Below are 17307 nucleotides of genomic sequence, written 5' to 3'. Positions count from 1 at the left end.
CGCCAGCGCAGCGGGACGGGCCCGGCGCGGCTCCCCTCGGCTCAAGCGCCGACGATCGTGGCGGTGAGCGGGTCGGGCGAGGACGGACCCGCCGCGGTTCCTCTCGGTGCCTCTCGGCGCCCAGATGCCCAAGCGCTCGGGCGCTCAAGGGCTCAGGTACTCAAGGGCTCGGGTACTCAAGGGCTCGGGTACTCAAGGGCTCGGGTCGAGTGCCCAAGCGCTCAGATGCTCGGGTGCTCAAGGGCCCAGGCGCTCAGATGTTCAGGCGTCCTGAGCACCGTGGACCGGCCTTCAACGACAGGCCGGTCCGGATCGTTCAGTGAGAGATCAGCGGATCTGGCGCTTGTCGTACGCCTTCACCGCGAGCACCACGCCACCGGCGGCGACCGCGATCTGGATGACCAGCTCGATCCAGTCGATCCCACGGGTGTCCGCCACTCCCAGCACCGTCGCGATCGCGGTGCCGATGAACGCGGAGATGATGCCGATCACGATGGTGAGCCAGATCGGGATGGACTGACGTCCCGGGACCACCAGCCTGCCAAGCGCTCCGATCACGACACCGATGATGAGAGCGGAGATGATGCCCGTCACTTCCATGCTGCACGCTCCTGGGAGGCGGTCGCCGACTCGCGTCGGCCGAAGGCTGTGAGTCGATCACTACACCCAACGATCTCGCGCTCGTCGTGGTTCCCTCGGCCGCTCCCGCGTTCTTCATGGTTTCCCCGCTGCCTGTCGCAGGCATAGCGGCAGGCGTCGCCGGTCAGGGGGCCGTCACAGTGCCGATCAGGGTGCCGGTACGGGCTTTTTGAGCACCTCCGCCAGGAGTGAGAAGCTCTCGCCGCCCCGACCCGCGTCGATCGCCTGTCGGGCGACGGCGTGGGCGGCACTCATCACGCCGGTGTCGATGCCCCGGGCGCGGGGCCGCGTGGACGACGTGTTCCATGGTGGCCGCGGCCGACACGATGGTGGACTCGTCGCCCGGGTGCTCACCGTTGTCGACCTGCTCGGCGAACTCGTCGATGATGTCGGGCAGCAGGGCGCCGATCCCCTTGGCGAGCGGGGCGAGGTCCCTGGCGGCGATGTTCTCCGCGGACGCCAGTGCGAAGGCGTGAACGAGACCGCTCATGGACGTCCAGAAGAGGTCGAGCAGGGCGAGGTCGTGCGCCGCCGCCCTTCCGGGATCCGCGCCCAGGTACGCGGAGGTGCCGCCCAGGCTCGCCAGCGTCCGCCGATGGGCGCGGTGGATCTCCTCGGGCCCGCTGTACAGGACGACGGCCGCCGGTCCGCCGATGGTCTGCGTCGGGGTCATGATGGCGCCGTCGAGATAGTCGACGCCGCGCTCGGCGGTCCACGTGGCCATCCGGCGCGCGTGCTCCGGGGTGTCGGCGGTGAGGTTGACCAGGGTGCGGCCCTTCAGCGCGTCGGCGGCCGGTTCGACGATCGCCCGTACGGCGTCGTAGTCGATCACACAGGCGATCGTGAGCGGGCTCGCCGCGACCGCGTCGGCGACCGTGTCGGCGCGGGTCACGCCCCGGGCGACGAGGGCCTCGGCTTTCGCGGCCGTGCGGTTCCAGACGGTCGTGGGATGGCCGTTGTCCAGGAAGGCTCCGGCCAGCGCCCGGCCCATCGGTCCCAGGCCGAGGACCGTCACCGGTACGGGATGGTCGTGGGTCATCTTCTACTCCGATCCGAGGTCGTTCGATCCGGCGTCCGGGACCTTCGCGGGGTCCGTGCGGAGCAGGTCGATCAGGGCCGAGAGGTCGTCGCCGCCCCTGCCTGCGGCGACCCCCCGGTTGAGCAGCACCCCCATGGGCTCCAGTAGCTCGGTGCCGACGCCCTGGTCCCTGCCGGTCTCCAGCAGGTTGACGAAGCCCGTCGCCTGCATCTCCAGGTTCGAGACGGTGGCCGAGTGGTCGTTCGCGTCGTACGCCTTCGCCATCTCGGGCAGACTGGTGATCATGGCGTTGAGCCAGGAGACCACCATCGGGGTGAACTCCGTCGCCGGGACCTTCTCCGAGCCGGCCAGGGCGACGGCCTGGAGGAAGCCGCCGAACATCCCGTACATCGCGCTGAGCAGGGCGATGTCGTAGAGGGCCGCCCGGCCGGCGTCCTCGCCCAGGTAGCTGACGGTGCCCGTCGCCGACAGGGTCTCCTCGTGGGCCGCGAAGGCCCGGGGCGATCCGCTGCAGAGGATGAGCGATCCCGGACGCCCGATCATCGGGGGCACCGCCATGATGCCGCCGTCGAGGTAGTCGGCGCCTTGGGCGGAGGCCCAGCGGGCCAGTTCGCGCGCCTGGCGGGGGGTGCCGTTGGTGAGGTTCACCAGGGTCCTGCCCGCCAGGGCTTCGGACGCGGCGCCGGGGCCGGTGGAAGTGCCGGGGCCGCCGGTGGTTCCGGGGGTGTTCGCGAGGTCGGGCGGGCCTGGGGCGTGTGGGATGTCCGCGCTGTCGGACGCGCCGGGCGCGGCCGGTGCGCCGAGGGTGGCGCGTACGGCGGCGTCGTCCAGTACGCAGACCACGACGAGCGGGCTCGCGGCGATCGCCTCGGCGGCGGTGGCCGCCTCGGTCGCGCCCCGCTCCACGAGCTTCCCGCCTTTTCCGGCCGTACGGTTCCAGACGGTCGTGGGATGGCCGTTGTCCAGAAAGGCTCCGGCGAGCGCCTTTCCCATCGCCCCCAGGCCGATGACTGTCACCGGCGGACGGCCGTCGATATTCATTTATCCCCCTGTTTCATACGGTGTCGGCATGCGAAGGTCCCAGGCCCGGATTTCTTCGTGACCCCGAGGCTGGGACGTTTTGATGCTGTCGCGCCGCTGAAACTTCCTCAAGTACCTACTATTTTGTCAGGTACTAACCTTTTAGTAAGGATGGGGAGCGGGATGAAGAAACAGACCTATTCGTGTGGACTCGACGCCGCCATCGACGTCGTGGGCGGCAAGTGGAAGGCGCTGATCCTGTGGGCCCTCCACTACAACCCGCTCCGGTTCGGGGAGCTGAGGCGGAGTGTGTCGGGCATCAGCGAGAAGATGCTGATCCAGCAGCTGCGGGAGATGGAGTCGTACGGCCTGGTGCACCGCGAGGTATACCACCAGGTTCCGCCGAAGGTGGAGTACTCGCTCACCGAGTTCGGCCACTCGCTGAACACCGCGCTCATCCCGCTCGGCGACTGGGGCGAGTCGCACATGGAGACCATCGAGGCCCTCCCCCGCCCCTGACCGTTTCCGCCGTTCCGTCTCGTCGGCACGCTCGCCGGGAGAGCCCCGACCCGCACGGGACAGGAGCTCACCGGAAGACTCCGGACGGAACGGGAGCTCACCGGGAGAGCCCGCGCGGGACAAGGATTCACCGCAGGAGCCGGGACCCGCACGGCGAGAACTCACCGGAAGGCTCCCGACAGAACGGGAGAGCCCGTACGGGACGAGGACTCACCGCAGGAGCCGGGACCCGCACGGGCGAGAACTCACGCCGAGACTCCCGCCCCGGCCGGGACGGGACGCTCGGCGTGCACCAGCAGGTCGCTGAGGACCTCGCCGAGGATCTCCACGCCGTTCCTGGTGAGCACCGACGCGGGGTGGAACTGCACCGAGACGAAGCCGGGGCCGCGCAACGCGTGGACCTCGTCGCTCGACGCCTCCCTGAACACCTCCACCGTGCCCTCGCGCTCCAGGCAGGGGAACCGGTCGGCGGAGCTGCGGGCCGCGAAGGTGTTGTAGAAGCCCACCAGCTCCGTCCGCCCCATGAACTCGATCTTCCGCTGCACCCCCTGGTTGGGGAACGGGTTCCGCCTGATCTCCAGCCCGAGCAGCGTGCTGAGCACCTGGTGGCCGAGGCAGACCGACATGAAGGGGATACCCAGCTCAAGGAGGCGCAGCGTCGTCTCCCTGAGATGAGCGATCTTGGGATCGGCATAGTCCCTGGGGTCCCCCGGACCGGGGCCGACGATGACCAGATCGTGCTCCTCCAGCCGGTAGTCCTCGTCGAACCGGCGCACGCTGACCTCGCACCCCAGCGCGGCGAGCTGGTGCCTCGCCATCGCGGTGAAGGTGTCCTCGGCGTCGATCACCAGCACCCTGCGGCCGACCAGTCTCGGCACCAGGTGCCTCCTGCTGTCCGGTCCCTCGAACCAGAACCCGGCGAGCGGCGCGTTCCGCTCGATCAGCGCCCGCCGCACCTTCGGGTGGACGCTCATGTCCACCACCGGGGCGGAGGCGCCGATGCCGCCGCCCGGCGCGTGGCGCAGCGCCTCCAGCAGCCCTGCCGCCTTCGTCCGGGTCTCCTCCGCCTCGGAGGCCGGGTCGGAGTCGCGGACCAGCGTGGCGCCGACGGAGATCCGCATCCGGCCCGACGCGTCGATGTCGGCGGTACGGATGACGATCGCGGAGTCCAGCGCCCGCGCGCCGGTCTCGTCCCGGCCGATCAGCGCGACCATGCCCGCGTAGTAGTCCCGGCCCTCCGGCTCGTAGCGGCTGATCACCCGGCAGGCGCTCTCCAGCGGGCCGCCCGTGACCGTGGGCGCGAACATGGTCTCGCGCAGGATGTCCCGCACGTCCAGCGAGCTGCGCCCCTCGATCAGATACTCGGTGTGCGCCAGGCGCGCCATCTGCTTGAGGTACGGACCCACCGTGCGGCCACCGAGGTCGCACACCCGGCCCATCATCTTCAGCTCCTCGTCGAGCACCATGTAGAGCTCGTTCGCCTCCTTGCTGTCGGACAGGAAGCCGAGCACCCCGCACACCTCGGGGCCGTCCGCGGGATACCGGTAGGTGCCGCTGATCGGATTCATCACCACGGTGCCCGCGTCGAGGGTGATGTGCCGCTCCGGCGAGGCGCCCACGAAGGTACGCCCGCCGGTGTGGATCACGAAGGTCCAGTGACAGCCGGGGTCCCTGCCGACCAGCCGCCGGAAGAACGCGAGCGCCGTGCGGGTCGACCAGTTGGTGATCTCGGCGGAGAACGACCGCTTGATGACGAAGTTCGCGCCGGTCCCCCGGCCGATCTCCTCCGACAGCACCCGGCGCACGGTGGCCGCGTACTCCTCGTCGTCGGAGTCGAAGTCTCCCTCGCCCAGCTCGATCGGCCCGTCGGGGAGCCGGTCGAGGATCTCGCTCATCGGCAGTACGGCCTGGTCGACGACGGTCATCGCGAGCAGCGGGGCCTCGTCGTCGGGGAACGCGTACCCGCGCTCGCCGATCTGCCGGTACGGCAGCATCGCGAGCACCTCGTGCCGGGCACCGGCGCCCCGGGCGTCGTCGTCGGCGTTCTCGGGGGGAAGCGGGATGTCCGCGATGCGACTCACCTCGGTGGTCTCCCCGACGAGCAGGTCGAGCCGGTCCGCGCCGGTCGAGCCGGGACGGTGCAGCAGGGCGAACGGGGGTGCGTCCGGACCGAGGATCCGGTCGAGCAGGGTCGTCTCGTTCCTCGCGTCGGCTGTCGTTCCGGTCATCGCTCCGGCCTCCGTCCGGGTCGTCGGTGCGGCCCCTGTCCGGGAGGGCGGAACGGTCCCCGTCCCGGTCCCCGTGCCGGTCGCCGGCCCGGTCACCGTCCCGCTCCTTCCAGGGCCGCCTCGTGCAACGCCACCTCGTTCAACGCCATCTTGCCCGCGACCGCCTCGTCCAGCATCGCCAGCGCGGACCGGGTGGACAGCGTCACCGAGCATCGCGACGCCGCGTAGTCCAGCGCCTGCCGGTGGTACTCCCGCGAGAAGTCGGCCACCGCGTCCGCCACCACGAAGGTCTGGATGTCCTGGGAGAAGCCCTCGTGAGCGGTCATCAGGATTCCGACGTGGGCGTACACCCCGCAGATCACCAACTGGTCGCGACCCCGCTCGCGCAACAGGTCGAGCAGGCCGGTGCGGCAGAACGCGCTGGGCCGCCACTTGGTGAACACGACGTCGGGTCCGGCGGGGGCCACCCGGTCCAGGATCATCCGGTGCTCGGGGTCGGCGCTCATTCCCGAGCCCCAGAAGTCCTTGAGCAGGCCGCGCTGCTCGTCGGTCATCCCTCCCGGCTGCGCGGTGTAGACGACCGGCGCGCCGAGCGCGGCGAAGCGCGTCCGCAGGGCCACGACGTTCTCCACCAGGTCGGTCGTGGGGGCCTGGCCGCGCGGGAACGGGCTCAGGAAGTAGTTCTGCATGTCGTGGACGAGCAGCACCGCGCGATCGGGATCGACGGTCCAGCGCGCGATGTTCTCAGGCAGTTCGTCCTCGGTCGGCATGGGATAGGAGTCGATCGCCGGGATCGCCATGGTGTGCCTCCGTTCTTCGTGAAGTACCGGGTTCCGGCCTCGCCGGGCCGGGGTCGTGCTCATCGGGTTCGCCTCGGCGGACCGGGGCCGTACCGGCCGGGGTCGCCCGAGCGGGCCGGGGTCGTGCTCATCGGGTTCGCCTGGGCGGACCGAGGGCGTTCCCACCGGGTTCCGGCCTCGGTGGGCCGGGTCGTGCTCAGTTGCCGAGGGCGGCGCCGCCGTCGACCGTGAGGTCCTGCAGGGTGATGTGCGCGGCGCGGTCGGAGAGCAGGAAGAGCACCGCGTCGGCGACGTCGGCGGGCCGGGCCAGCCGTCCCATCGGGATGCCGACCCGGAAGGTCTCCGGCGCGCCCTCGATGGAGATCCGCAGCGCGTCGTCTCCGTTCCACAGCGAGGTCAGCATCGGTGTGTCGGTGGAGCCGGGGGCGACGACGTTGCACCGGATCCCGTGTTTGGCGAGTTCCAGCCCCAGGCACTTGGTGAAGCTGCTCGCCGCCGCCTTGGACGCCGCGTAGGCGGCCATGTTCCAGCGCGGGGTCCTCGCCGCGTTGGAGGCCAGCGTGACGATCGCCCCGGAGCCCCGGGGGATCATCCGGTTCGCCACCGCCCTGCTGACGTGGAACACACCGGTCGCGTTGACCGCGAACGTGGTGTCCCAGTCGTCGTCGCTGAGCGAGGCCCCCGCGCCGACGCGCAGCACCCCGGCGGCGTTGACCAGGTAGTCGATCGGTCCCAGCTCGCGTTCCGCCCGCTCCACCATGGCGTCCACCTCGGCGCTGGAGGCGACGTCCGCGACGAGGCCCAGGACGCGGTGCCCTGCCTCGGCGAGTTCCTTGACGAACGTGTTCAGTGCCTCGGCGTTCGCGTCCATCGCCGCGACGGCGACGCCCTCGGCGGCCAGCGCCCGCACCACCGCCTCGCCGATACCGCCTGCCGCCCCGGTGACCAGAGCTGTTTTATCGCGCATCGGTCGTGCCTCCTCATCTTCGTGCCGCACGGGTGAGCGTGGCGACCAGGTCGGGATCGACACCGAGACAGCGCACAGAGAAGGTTCCGAGTGCCTCAAGGTAGTCGGCTTCGAGTTCGTCCTCGTCGAGGCCGGTGGCCCTGCCGCCCTCCACCAGGGTCCGGCCCGCGACGATCACGGTGTCCACGTCCGCCGAGCCGCCGAGGGCGAGGAAGCTCTCCAGCGGGCGTGGGTTGAGCAGGTAGCGCCAGTCGTCGGCGGGGACGAGCAGCAGGTCGGCCTGCTTGCCGGCCTCCACGCTGCCGATCTCCCCCGCCCAGTCCAGCCCTTGGGCCGCTATCCGGGTGGCCATCGCCAGCGCGTCGGTCGGAAGCACCTCGGTCGGGTCGGCGTACATCTCGTTGTAGATCTGCCAGGTGACCCGCATCGCCTCGGCCATGCCGCCGATCGGCAGCGCGGCGCCGTCGGTGGAGAGCGAGACGTCCAGCCCGGCGCGCCGGAACTCCGGGATCACCCGGGTCTCGGTGAGCGAGGACTCCCCGGCGGGGCCGTACTTCGCCGGCGAGTGGCTGATGTGCGCGTTCGCCGCGACGAGCATCTTGCGCTCGTCCTCGTCGGCGAACGCGCAGTGCACCGCCATGAACCGGTCGGAGAGCAGGCCGAGGTCGGCGAACCTGCGGACCGGGGTCGTGCCGTAGTAGCTCCGCATCACCTCTGCCTCGTTGCGCAGCGCGCCGACGTGCGTCGCGAACGGCACGTCGTACCTGGCGACGAGTTCGGCGAGACCGGCGCCGAGCTCGTCGGTCATGGTGACCCCGTAGACCGAGGTCGGCCTCGCCCGTACCAGCCCGCTCGTGTCCTGCTCGCAGGCGCGCAGCAGGTCCTCGATCCGCCGCAGCACCACGTCGGCGTCGCGGGTCCTGCGGAACCGCGACTCGCCGGGGGCGCACACCGCGTCGCTCGCCCAGGTGCTGACCGAGCATCGCATGCCGAGGTGGCGGGCGGCCGAGGCGAGTGCCTCCGGCCGGTTGAACGAGCCCACGTCCCCGAGGGTGGTCGCGCCGGAGCGCAGCTGGGTCCACATCGAGTAGCGGGCGATCGCCTCGGCCTCCTCGGGGGTGAGCCGGTCGATCTGGTCGTGGAAGGAGTCGAAGACCATCGAGATCTGCCGGAGGTCGCCGCCCAGCGCCATGAACACGGGCTTGTCGTCGCGGTCGGCGGCGGGTCGCAGCGCGCCCTTGAAGGGGAACCGCATCGCGAACAGGTCGTGCCAGTGCGCGTTGACGAAACCGGGCAGGATCATCTTCCCCCTGGCGTCGATCGTGCGCAGGTTCTCGCGGTGCCGGGGCTCCAGCGCGGCCTCGACCTCCTCGGTGCTCCCCGCGGCGACGATCCGCTCGCCCTCGACGAGCACGGAGCCGTCGGGGACGACGCTCGCCTCGGCGTCGGCCGGGTAGAGGCAGCCGCCCCTGATCAGCAGCGCGCTCATCGGGCGGCCTCTTTCGTCTTCACCTGCCCGGCCTCCCAGGCCGCGCGCAGGTGCCTCTGCCAGGCGTCGACGGTCGGCTCGGCGGCGAGCTCGCCGAACTCCACGGCGATGCCCTGCCGGCGCCACCGGGTGACGAGCCGCATCATCTCCAGGGATCCCAGTCCGAGGTAGACGAGGTTGGCGTCGCCGGTGATCTCGCCGGGTTCGGTCCCGACGATCGTCGCGATGGCCCGCCGCAGGTCGTCGGTCGTGGGCGGTGCCGAGATGTCGCGTTGCATGGCTGGTTCACCTTTCCTGGCGTGCGAGCGGGCGCACGAGGGTCTTCTCGTGGTCGGGGATGTCCCGGGGGTCGGGGGTGGACGGCGCGGGCGCCCAGTCGCGGGACAGGGCCGGGTCCTTCGCCGCGGCGGCGAGCACCTTCTTGTCGATCTTTCCGAGCGGGGTGAGCGGGAAGTCCTCGACGAACTCCACCCGGTCCGGCAGCTTGAACTCCGCCAGCCCGCGCTCGTGCAGCGCCCGCTTCAGCTCGGCCAGCGCCGGCTTCTCGCCCCGGTGGACGACGAACGCGTAGATCCGCTCGCCGAGGAACTCGTCGGGCACCGGTACGACCGCCGCCCTCGCGACCGAGGGGTGGGTGAGCAGATGACCCTCCACCTCTCCGGCCGAGATCTTGTCTCCGCCGCGGATCACGACGTCCTTCAGCCGCCCCTCGATGACGAGGTTCCCCTCGGGGGTGAGGCTGGCCAGGTCGCCGGTGCGGTAGAAGCCGTCCTCGGTGAAGGCCCGCCGGTTGTGCTCCTCGGCGCGGTAGTAGCCGCGCAGGGTGTACGGGCCGCGGGTGAGCAGCTCGCCGGTGACGCCCGGGGGCACCTCGGCGTCGTGCTCGTCGACGATCCGCACCTCGTCGGCCGGTGAGATCGGCCGCCCCTGGGTCTGCACGACGGACTCGGGGTCGTCGCCCTTCCTGGACATGGAGAGCAGTCCCTCGGCCATGCCGAACACCTGCTGGAGGCGGCAGCCCAGCTCGGGCTCGATCCGCGCGGCCAGTTCCGGCTGGAGCCTCGCCCCGCCGATCTGCAGCACGCGCAGGCTGGACAGGTCCGCCTCTCCCCACGCCGCCTCCTCCAGCCAGAGCTGCGCCACGGTGGGGACGACCGAGGTGACGGTGACCCGCTCCCGCTCGATCGCGCGGAAGCAGTCCTCGGCGACCGGGGTCTCGACGAGCACGACCGTGCCGCCCTGGCCGAGCGTGCCGACGACCCCCGGGCAGCCCCAGGTGAAGTTGAACTCCACCGGCAGCGCCGCCAGGTAGACGTCGTCCGCGCCGAGCTCGCAGACTTCGGCCACCGCTCCTGTCTGGTAGACGTAGTCGTCGTGCGTACGCGGGATCAGCTTGGGCAGCGCGGTCGTCCCGCCGGAGAGCAGGAAGAACGCCACGTCCGAGGGGTCGCTGTCGGGAAGCGGGACCGGGTCGGCGTCCACCCGCGCGAGCGGGATCACCGTCGCACCGGCCGTGCCGGTCTCGGCGCCGCTCCCCGCGTCGCTCTCCTCGCCGTTTTCCGCGTTCAGGACGAAGATCTGGCGCAGGCTCGCCACCTCGTCGGCCATCCGCAGGGCGAGCGCGGTGTGGTCGAACCCGCGATAGACGCCGGGGACGACGTATCCGGACGCGCCGGACAGCTCGCACAGGTGCCTGATCTCGTTCGCCCGGTGCGACGCGAGGGAGAAGACGGGTTTGGCGCCCGCCCTGAAGAGCGCGAAGGCCACGATGACGAACTCGGGCACGTTGGGCAGTTGCAGGACGATCCGGTCGCCGGGCTCGACCCCGAGGCGGTGGAATCCCGCCGCCATCCGGTCGATCCGGTTCTCCAGGTCCCGGTAGGACAGGCGCAGATCTCCGGCGACCAGTGCCGTACGGTCTCCGAAGGTGCGGGCCCAGGTCCGCGGGAGGTCGCCGAGGCGCTCTCCGCGCCAGAGGCCCTCACTCCGGTAAAGGGTGGCGAACTCCTCGGGCCACGGTGTGCATCCGTCAAGCATCTACCGGCCTCCGTTCTCCGGCTCGCGGTTCTCGGGCCCTTGGTCGCCGTCTCGCGGCTCGTGCCCCGGGCGTCTGTGGTCGTCGTGCTGGATCTCCTGGTCCTCGGGCTCGTGGTCGTCGTTCTGGAGCTCGTGGCTCTCGGCTCCGCGGCTCGCTGCCTCGTCGCTCTCAGACCCGTGGTCGCCGGGCTCGTACGGGGCGATGATCTCCAGGACCACGCATCCGGCCTCCATGCCGGGGGCGCTGCCGATGAGCAGCACGTGGTCTCCGGGGACGACCTGCCCGCTCGTCCACAGGTGCTCCAGGCCGATGAACGGGTCGGCGGCGCCGGCGTGCCCGACCCTCCGGGTGAAGTCCCACAGGCCCCGGTCCGCGTCGATCTCCAGGGGGTCGAGGAACATCGCCTCCAGGGAGTTCCGCGCGAAGGCGGTGTGGCAGACGCGGGTGACCTTCTCCATGGAGATCCCGGCCTCCTCCAGCGCCCGGTCGGCCGCCTCGGCGACGCACTCGCCGAAGTGCCCCATGGGGGGTGCGATGCCCGCCGCCCACTGCCTGCGCCAGTAGTCGCTGCGCTCCTCGAAGTTCAGCGAGCGGCCGATCGTGACGCCGGGCGGGAAGATGACCTCCCCGCCCCGGTGCAGTTCCTCCATCCCGGGGTTGGAGACCGTCCCGAAGGCGAGCACCCGGGCGAAGCCTCCGCGCCGCGAGACCACCGCGGCGGCGCCGCCGTCCGCGAGCAGGAACATCCTGGAGGCCCGCCACCGGTCCACCCCCGGGGCCGAGAAGTTGTCGCCCGCGGTCAGCAGCACCGCGTCCTTGCGGTCCCTGCCACGGTCGGCGATGAGCCGGTGCGCGGCCATCTCAAGGCTCGCGATCATGCCGAGGCAGCCCTGCCGGATCTCCAGGGCGGTGATCGGCCGGTCCAGCGTCCTGCGCAGCACGTAGTGCGGCGCCGACCAACCGTCCGGCCCTTGGTGGTAACTGTCGCTGTGCAGCAGCGCGCCGAAGTCGTCGGGGCCGTGGCCCGAGCGGCGCAGCGCGACCTGGGCCGCGCGGGCCGCCATCTCCGGTGCCGGCGTCTCGCCGGCCACCATCACGGCCTCCATCCCGGAGGCCTCGCGGTCGGCCCGGTCGTACCAGGACCTTCCGACCGCGTGCTCGGTGGTCACCACGGGGGGCAGGTACGTGCCCACCCCCGCGAGGTAGATGTCGTCGACCCTCATCGCGCGCTTCCCCCCACGGCGGAGAGCAGGTCGGCGGAGTCGTCAGCCAGGACGCCTCCCCCTGCGGCGGGGACCAGGCCCGCGTCCAGGCCGGCGTCGAGACCGGCGGAGGCGGCGAAGTCGGCCGCCAGGGCGCCTCTCCCGCCGGCGGGAACCAGGTAGCGCGCCACGCTGTCGAGCTTCTCGCAGGTCTCCTCGAACTCCCGCTCGGGAGTGGACTGCCCGACGATGCCGGCCCCGGCGCGCAGCCAGGTGCGGCCGTTCTGGCGGTAGGCGCTGCGCAGCACGAGCGCCGCGTCCATCTCGCCGTTGTGGTCGACGGTGAGCACGGCCCCGCTGTACAGACCCCGCGACTCGGGCTCGTGCCTGCGGATCGTGGTGTACGCGGCCTCCTTGGGCACGCCGGACGCGGTCACGGCGGGGAAGACCGCGCCGAAGGCGTCCCACGCCCGAAGGCCGGGGGCGAGCTTGCCGGACACCTGGGAGGCGAGGTGCTGGACGCTGCCGCGTTCGCGGATCGCCATGAACTCCGGCACCTCGACCGAGCCGGGCACGCAGACGTCGACGAGCTCGTCGGTGCCGACCTTCACCGAGATGGCGTGCTCGTAGATCTCCTTGGCGGAGGCGAGCAGGTCGGCGCGCAGGCTCTCGTTCTCCAGCAGGTCGGAGGTGAGCGCCCTCGTCCCGGCGAGCGGCTGGCTCACCACGCGGCCGTCCGCGGACACCTTGACCACGATCTCCGGGCTGAACCCCGTCGTCTCCACGCCACCGAGGTTGAGCAGGAACGACCGCGCGGGGTTGTTGCCCCGGCGTCCCGCGAGGTAGGTGGCGATCAGGTCGATGTCCTCGTCGACGTCGACGACCCGCGACAGGATGACCTTGTGCAGGTCGCCCCGGTTGATCTCCTCGACCGCGAGCCGCACCGCCGTCCGGTACGCGTCCTCGCCGCGTTCGCGCACGTCCAGCGGCTTCGGCTGCGCCTCGGAGGTGACCGCGGGGCCGGAGATCGTCTCCAGCAGCGCGGTCAGCGTCTCCTGGTCGGCGGCGCGCAGGTGGGCGTGGCCGTCCTCGATGCGGACCTCGGCCTTCGGCACCACGAGGTGCAGCAGCCGGTTGTCGCCGACGTGGTCGAGCCTGCCGTCCTTGGCGTAGGAGAGCTCGAAGGTCGCCCAGCCGTAGGCGCGCCAGGCGGGGACCTTCACGATGTCGAGCAGCCGGGCCACCTGGTGCAGCGGCCGGTCGCTCCAGGGCAGGACGACGTCGGGCTCGTTCTCCTGGGTCAGCCGGGCGCCGGTGCGGTCCAGCGTGACCTCGGCCCGCGCGCCTGCCGCGTAGGACCATTTGCCGCCGCTCTCGTACACGACGTACTCCGCGTACGGGCCGGAGGCGGCGAGCCTGGCCGCGACCCTCGGCGGCTCCTCTGAGAGGGGAACCTGCGTCTCGAAGTAGTGCAGCCACCTGTTGGAACTCATCTGCGGGCATCCTTTCCTGGCCGTGGGAAGCCGGCTCTTTTTGTTACCAGCAATTACGCTAAGCTGGTAACAAAATCAGGACAATGGGCCCGCGATAAGACATGCTTTTCAGGATGCGAAGACGGAATGGCGAGGAAGAAAACGGGAGAGACGAAACAGCGACCGGGAAGTCGACCGGGAAAAGGGCGGGAGGACCGGAGAAACGCGAGGTCGCGGCCGGTTCAGACCCAGCCGGCCCTGATCGGTCAGAGGCCGGTCAGATCCAGCCGACGGACGGCGTCCACCCGGTTCCCCGCGTTCGGCTTGGTGACCGTCTTGCCGAGATGGTCGCGCACGGTCCCGACCCCGGCCGGTCGGAGGCCGGTCAGATCCAGCCGGCCTCGGTGGCGATACGGATGGCGTCCACCCGGTTCCTCGCGTTCAGCTTGGTGACCGTCTTGGTGAGATAGTTGCGCACGGTCCCGACGGACACGTGCATGATGGCCGCGATCTCCGGCGGCTCGGCGCCGCCCGCGGCCAGCCTCAGGACCTGGACCTCACGTCCGGACAGCGGGTTCTCCCCGACGTCCCACGCGGTCAGCGCGAGCTGCGGGTCGACGATGCGACGCCCCGCGGCCACCTCGCGGACCGCCTGGGCGAGGCGTTCCGAGGGCGTGTCCTTGAGCAGGAAGCCGGAGACCGAGACCGACAGGGCGCGGCGAAGGGTGCCGGGCCTTCCAAGGCCGGTCAGGATCAGCGTCCGGCAGGTGGGCAGCTTCGCGTGCAGCTCCTCCGCCGCGGAGAGACCGTCGAGCACGGGCAGGTCGACATCGATGATCGCGACATCGGGGCGCGTCTCGAGCGCGGTGGGCACGATCCTGTCCCCGCTGCCCACTTGGGCCACCACCGTGAGGTCGGGCTCGATGTCGAGGAGGGCCGCCAGCGCTCCGCGCACCATCGGTACGTCCTCGGCGAGGAGGATCTTCAGCACAGCGGCACTCCTGTCCGGACTTCGGCTTCAGGGCGAGAAACGACACCCGGACGCGACAGGGGCTCTCGATCTCGCGGGTGATCCCGCGATCGTCGTCACGGGGGGCTCGGTGACCAGCCTCTCGATCGACCTCGCGAGGCGACTCCCCTCCATGTACGCCTCACCACTGTTCGATCAAGCTTACTGGATCCACCGATCTTGATCCGAATAGTACCCAGTCAATTACGTTTGGCAATGCCAGCGGAATCTGACAGCTGCTTACTCTGACTTGTCAGTCAGAACGATCCGGCCGAATCACCCCCCGTCGCCGTCCGTTCCCTCCACATCCCTCGGCATGTCCCCGGACAGGGCATCGGGCCCGTCCTCCCGCACGCCTCCGGGCATGTCCCTCGGCTTCTCCGCACGGAAGACGACGACCAGCCGGAACGTGCCGTCGACGACCTCGGCCGTCAGTCGCCCGCCGACGGCACGCAGCCGCTCCGTGAGGTCCCCCAGCCCGGAGCCGTCACGGACGTCGGGAAGCGTCCCCGGCGGCACCCCGTCGTTGGTCACGCACAGCCGCGTCCCGGCCTCGTCCACGGCCATCTCGACCACGCAGTGCCGCGCCCTGCTGTGCCGCAGCACGTTCGTGGCCGCCTCCCGCAAAACGACCGCGAGCACCGCGTCCAGATTCCCCGGGGCCACGTCCTCGGGGATCCTCACCTCGACGTCGATTCCGGCGGCGGCGAGTGTGGAGACCAACAGGTCCGACTCCGCGCCGAACGACATGTGCCGGTATCCACCGGCCACCGCCCGGACATCCGCGACCGCCCGCCGCGCGATCTCCAGCACCTCCGCCACCTCGCACTTCGCCCGCTCCGCCGACCCCGGCAGCAGCCGGTACGCCAGCTCGCTCTTGGCGATCATCACCGAGAGGTCGTTACCCAGCAGGTCGTGCAGATCCCGCGCCACCCGCAGCCGCTCCTGGGTCACCGCCATCCACGCCAGTTCCCTTCGCGCCCGGTCCACCCGCGCCACCAGGTCCGACAGCGAGCCGATGCCGAAGACCACCAGGCCGGTCAGCAGCGTGGAGATCACCAGGTACGCGGTCCACTCCACCGTGTCGCCCTGCAGCACGGACAGCAGCAGCACGCCGGCGCCGATCGCCGCGTACAGCACCCACCGCCAGAAGCTCGCCACCATCAGCAGCACCGCCCCCGCGAGGAAGCCGCCCATCGAACCCCACGGCGCGCCGATCCACAGCAGCGGCAGGAGCGTGGCGACGGTCTGCACCACCAGGGTCGCCCTCCTGAGCCACGCCGGCCACGAACGCGGCTCCCCCAGGGAGTCGACGATCTGCACGCCGACCAGCACGGCGACACAGGCGGTGAATCCCGCCAGTTCGAGCGGGCTCGTCGGCCGCGCCAGCACGTTGACCACGATGAGCAGGCCGTACCCCGACAGCACCAGCACGGCGATGAAGCGGGCCACCCGCAGATGCCACGCCCGCGCCGGGCCCCTGCCCGGTGGCCCGTCATCCCGCGCGTCCGGTCGCGCGGACTCGCCCTGTGGCGTGCCGGACATCCCCGGCGCCTGGGAAACCGCGGCCCTCGCGGTGACCGGCGCCACGGGGGCCTCCGCGGTCAGCCGGAACCACTCGTCGTCGACCGTGACCGACAGTCGTCCGCCCGCCGCCTCCAGCCGGCCCTTGAGATTCCCCAGCCCCGTACCGGCCTCGAACGAACGTGCCCTCGGCTCGGTACCGTCCTCGAACGAACGCGCCCCCAGCTCCGGCTCGACCCCGTCGTTGCAGACCCGAAGCCGCGCCCGGCCCTTCTCCACAGACGCCTCGATCTCACAGTGCTGCGCCTTGCTGTGCCGCAGCACGTTGGTGACCGCCTCCCGCAGCACGATCGCCAGCACCGTGTCCAGCGCCTCCGGCAGGCCCTCCTGTGAAACGTTCACCCGGGCCCGCATCTCGGCGACCGAAAGCATCGCCTTCGCCGACTCCGCCTCCGCCGTCAGCGACATGGGCAGATACCCGCCCGCGACCACCCGTACCTCCGCCAGCGCGCGGCGGGCGACCACCAGGACGTCGCGGAGTTCGCTGCGCGCCCGCTCGGCCGCCCCCGGCAGCAGCCGGTAGGCCAGTTCGCTCTTCAGTGTCATCGCCGAGACGTTGTAGCCCAGCAGGTCGTGCAGATCCCGCGCCACCCGCAGCCGTTCCCGCGCCACCGCCATCCGCGCGAACTCCCCCTGCGCCGCGTGGACCGCCCGCACCAGGGACGCCAGCGAGCTCACCCCGTACACCATCAGCCCGGTGAGCAGGGTGAAGTACACGCTGTAGACGACGTCCACCACCATCAGGTGCTGTTCCCTGAGCGCGAGCAGCACGCCGACACCGGCCGCGACGGCGAAGAAGAGTCCCCAGCGCCACGGCCCCGCCACCACCAGCAGCATGGACCCGGCGAGAAATCCCGCGATGGATCCCGCCTGCGGGCCGACCCATGTGAAAGGCAGAAAAGTAACAATGGCCTGTACCGAAAGTGTGAGAACACGGAGCGGTACGGGCCAGCTCAGAGCCTCCTGTGTCGAATGTGAAAGTTGCAGGAAAAGCGCGGCCAGCAGACAGCCGGCGAAGCCCGACAGTTCGGTGCTCGGCAGGCCACTTCCCCATACGAACATCAGTGCGTTGAACACGTAGCCGTACAGAACGGCGACGATGATCGCGCGTGCCACCCTGGGGGCGGCGAGTCCGCCCTCCCTGTGCCGCTTTCTCCGGGTTCTCCGAGATGAACCGGGCAGCGACCTGGCGAGTCCGCGCCAGCCCTGCGGGGAGTCGGCGTCAACCGTCATCGATCGTCTCCTTCGAAGCCCGACCGGTTTCCCGTCCCCACTCATCCCGAGACCCTGAAGCAATCTAT

Annotated in this window: 14 protein-coding genes; 1 reads left to right on the top strand and 13 read right to left on the bottom strand. The window is 70.8% G+C overall.

Going from position 1 to position 17307, the window contains the following annotated elements:
- Nucleotides 1–327 precede the first annotated feature (327 nt).
- From ABT352_RS14135 to ABT352_RS14120, 3 genes are all read right to left on the bottom strand, one after another.
- Complete coding sequence (locus ABT352_RS14135; protein WP_350945207.1) at nt 328–600, bottom strand: GlsB/YeaQ/YmgE family stress response membrane protein; 273 nt, start codon at nt 598–600, stop codon at nt 328–330.
- Nucleotides 601–763: 163 nt separating this feature from the next.
- Nucleotides 764–1678 (bottom strand): NAD(P)-dependent oxidoreductase, encoded by a 915-nt coding sequence (locus ABT352_RS14125; protein ID WP_502992864.1) that lies wholly within the window; start codon nt 1676–1678, stop codon nt 764–766.
- Nucleotides 1679–1681: 3 nt separating this feature from the next.
- A complete protein-coding gene (locus tag ABT352_RS14120) occupies nt 1682–2719 on the bottom strand; it encodes an NAD(P)-dependent oxidoreductase (protein WP_350945206.1) in 1038 nt (345 codons plus the stop codon).
- Nucleotides 2720–2881: 162 nt separating this feature from the next.
- Here ABT352_RS14120 and ABT352_RS14115 point away from each other — a divergent pair, with 162 nt between their 5' ends.
- The gene (locus tag ABT352_RS14115) at nt 2882–3217 is read left to right on the top strand and encodes a winged helix-turn-helix transcriptional regulator (protein ID WP_350945205.1); all 336 of its coding nucleotides are present in this window, start codon (nt 2882–2884) and stop codon (nt 3215–3217) included.
- A gap of 245 nt (nt 3218–3462) precedes the next feature.
- Here ABT352_RS14115 and ABT352_RS14110 read toward each other — a convergent pair whose 3' ends face one another.
- From ABT352_RS14110 to ABT352_RS14065, 10 genes are all read right to left on the bottom strand, one after another.
- Complete coding sequence (locus ABT352_RS14110) at nt 3463–5445, bottom strand: anthranilate synthase family protein (protein WP_350945204.1); 1983 nt, start codon at nt 5443–5445, stop codon at nt 3463–3465.
- 92 nt (nt 5446–5537) lie between these two features.
- Nucleotides 5538–6245, bottom strand: a complete 708-nt coding sequence (locus ABT352_RS14105) for an isochorismatase family protein (RefSeq protein ID WP_350945203.1) — start codon at nt 6243–6245, stop codon at nt 5538–5540.
- Nucleotides 6246–6441: 196 nt separating this feature from the next.
- The gene (locus tag ABT352_RS14100; protein WP_350945202.1) at nt 6442–7212 is read right to left on the bottom strand and encodes a 2,3-dihydro-2,3-dihydroxybenzoate dehydrogenase; all 771 of its coding nucleotides are present in this window, start codon (nt 7210–7212) and stop codon (nt 6442–6444) included.
- A 13-nt stretch (nt 7213–7225) separates the two neighbouring features.
- On the bottom strand, nt 7226–8701 hold the full coding sequence (locus ABT352_RS14095; RefSeq protein WP_350945201.1) for an amidohydrolase family protein: 1476 nt from the start codon (nt 8699–8701) through the stop codon (nt 7226–7228).
- On the bottom strand, nt 8698–8979 hold the full coding sequence (locus ABT352_RS14090) for a phosphopantetheine-binding protein (RefSeq protein WP_350945200.1): 282 nt from the start codon (nt 8977–8979) through the stop codon (nt 8698–8700). Before ABT352_RS14090 ends, ABT352_RS14095 begins: the two co-directional genes overlap by 4 nt.
- A gap of 7 nt (nt 8980–8986) precedes the next feature.
- A complete protein-coding gene (locus ABT352_RS14085) occupies nt 8987–10738 on the bottom strand; it encodes a (2,3-dihydroxybenzoyl)adenylate synthase (RefSeq protein ID WP_350945199.1) in 1752 nt (583 codons plus the stop codon).
- Complete coding sequence (locus ABT352_RS14080; protein WP_350945198.1) at nt 10739–11962, bottom strand: ketoacyl-ACP synthase III family protein; 1224 nt, start codon at nt 11960–11962, stop codon at nt 10739–10741.
- Nucleotides 11959–13434, bottom strand: a complete 1476-nt coding sequence (locus ABT352_RS14075) for a salicylate synthase (protein ID WP_350945197.1) — start codon at nt 13432–13434, stop codon at nt 11959–11961. The genes ABT352_RS14080 and ABT352_RS14075 overlap by 4 nt, the downstream gene beginning before the upstream one ends.
- A 364-nt stretch (nt 13435–13798) precedes the next feature.
- Entirely contained in the window at nt 13799–14404 is a 606-nt protein-coding gene (locus ABT352_RS14070) for a response regulator transcription factor (RefSeq protein WP_350945196.1), read from the bottom strand.
- Nucleotides 14405–14698: 294 nt separating this feature from the next.
- Nucleotides 14699–17239 carry a sensor histidine kinase gene (locus ABT352_RS14065; protein WP_350945195.1) on the bottom strand — a complete coding sequence of 847 codons (2541 nt, stop codon included), beginning with the start codon at nt 17237–17239 and terminating at the stop codon, nt 14699–14701.
- Nucleotides 17240–17307: the final 68 nt, after the last annotated feature.

This window comes from Streptosporangium sp. NPDC000563 (assembly GCF_040299985.1).
GTDB lineage: Bacteria > Actinomycetota > Actinomycetes > Streptosporangiales > Streptosporangiaceae > Streptosporangium.
The sequence above is the reverse complement of the archived record's forward strand: the minus strand, read 5'-3'. Positions and strand labels throughout refer to the sequence as shown.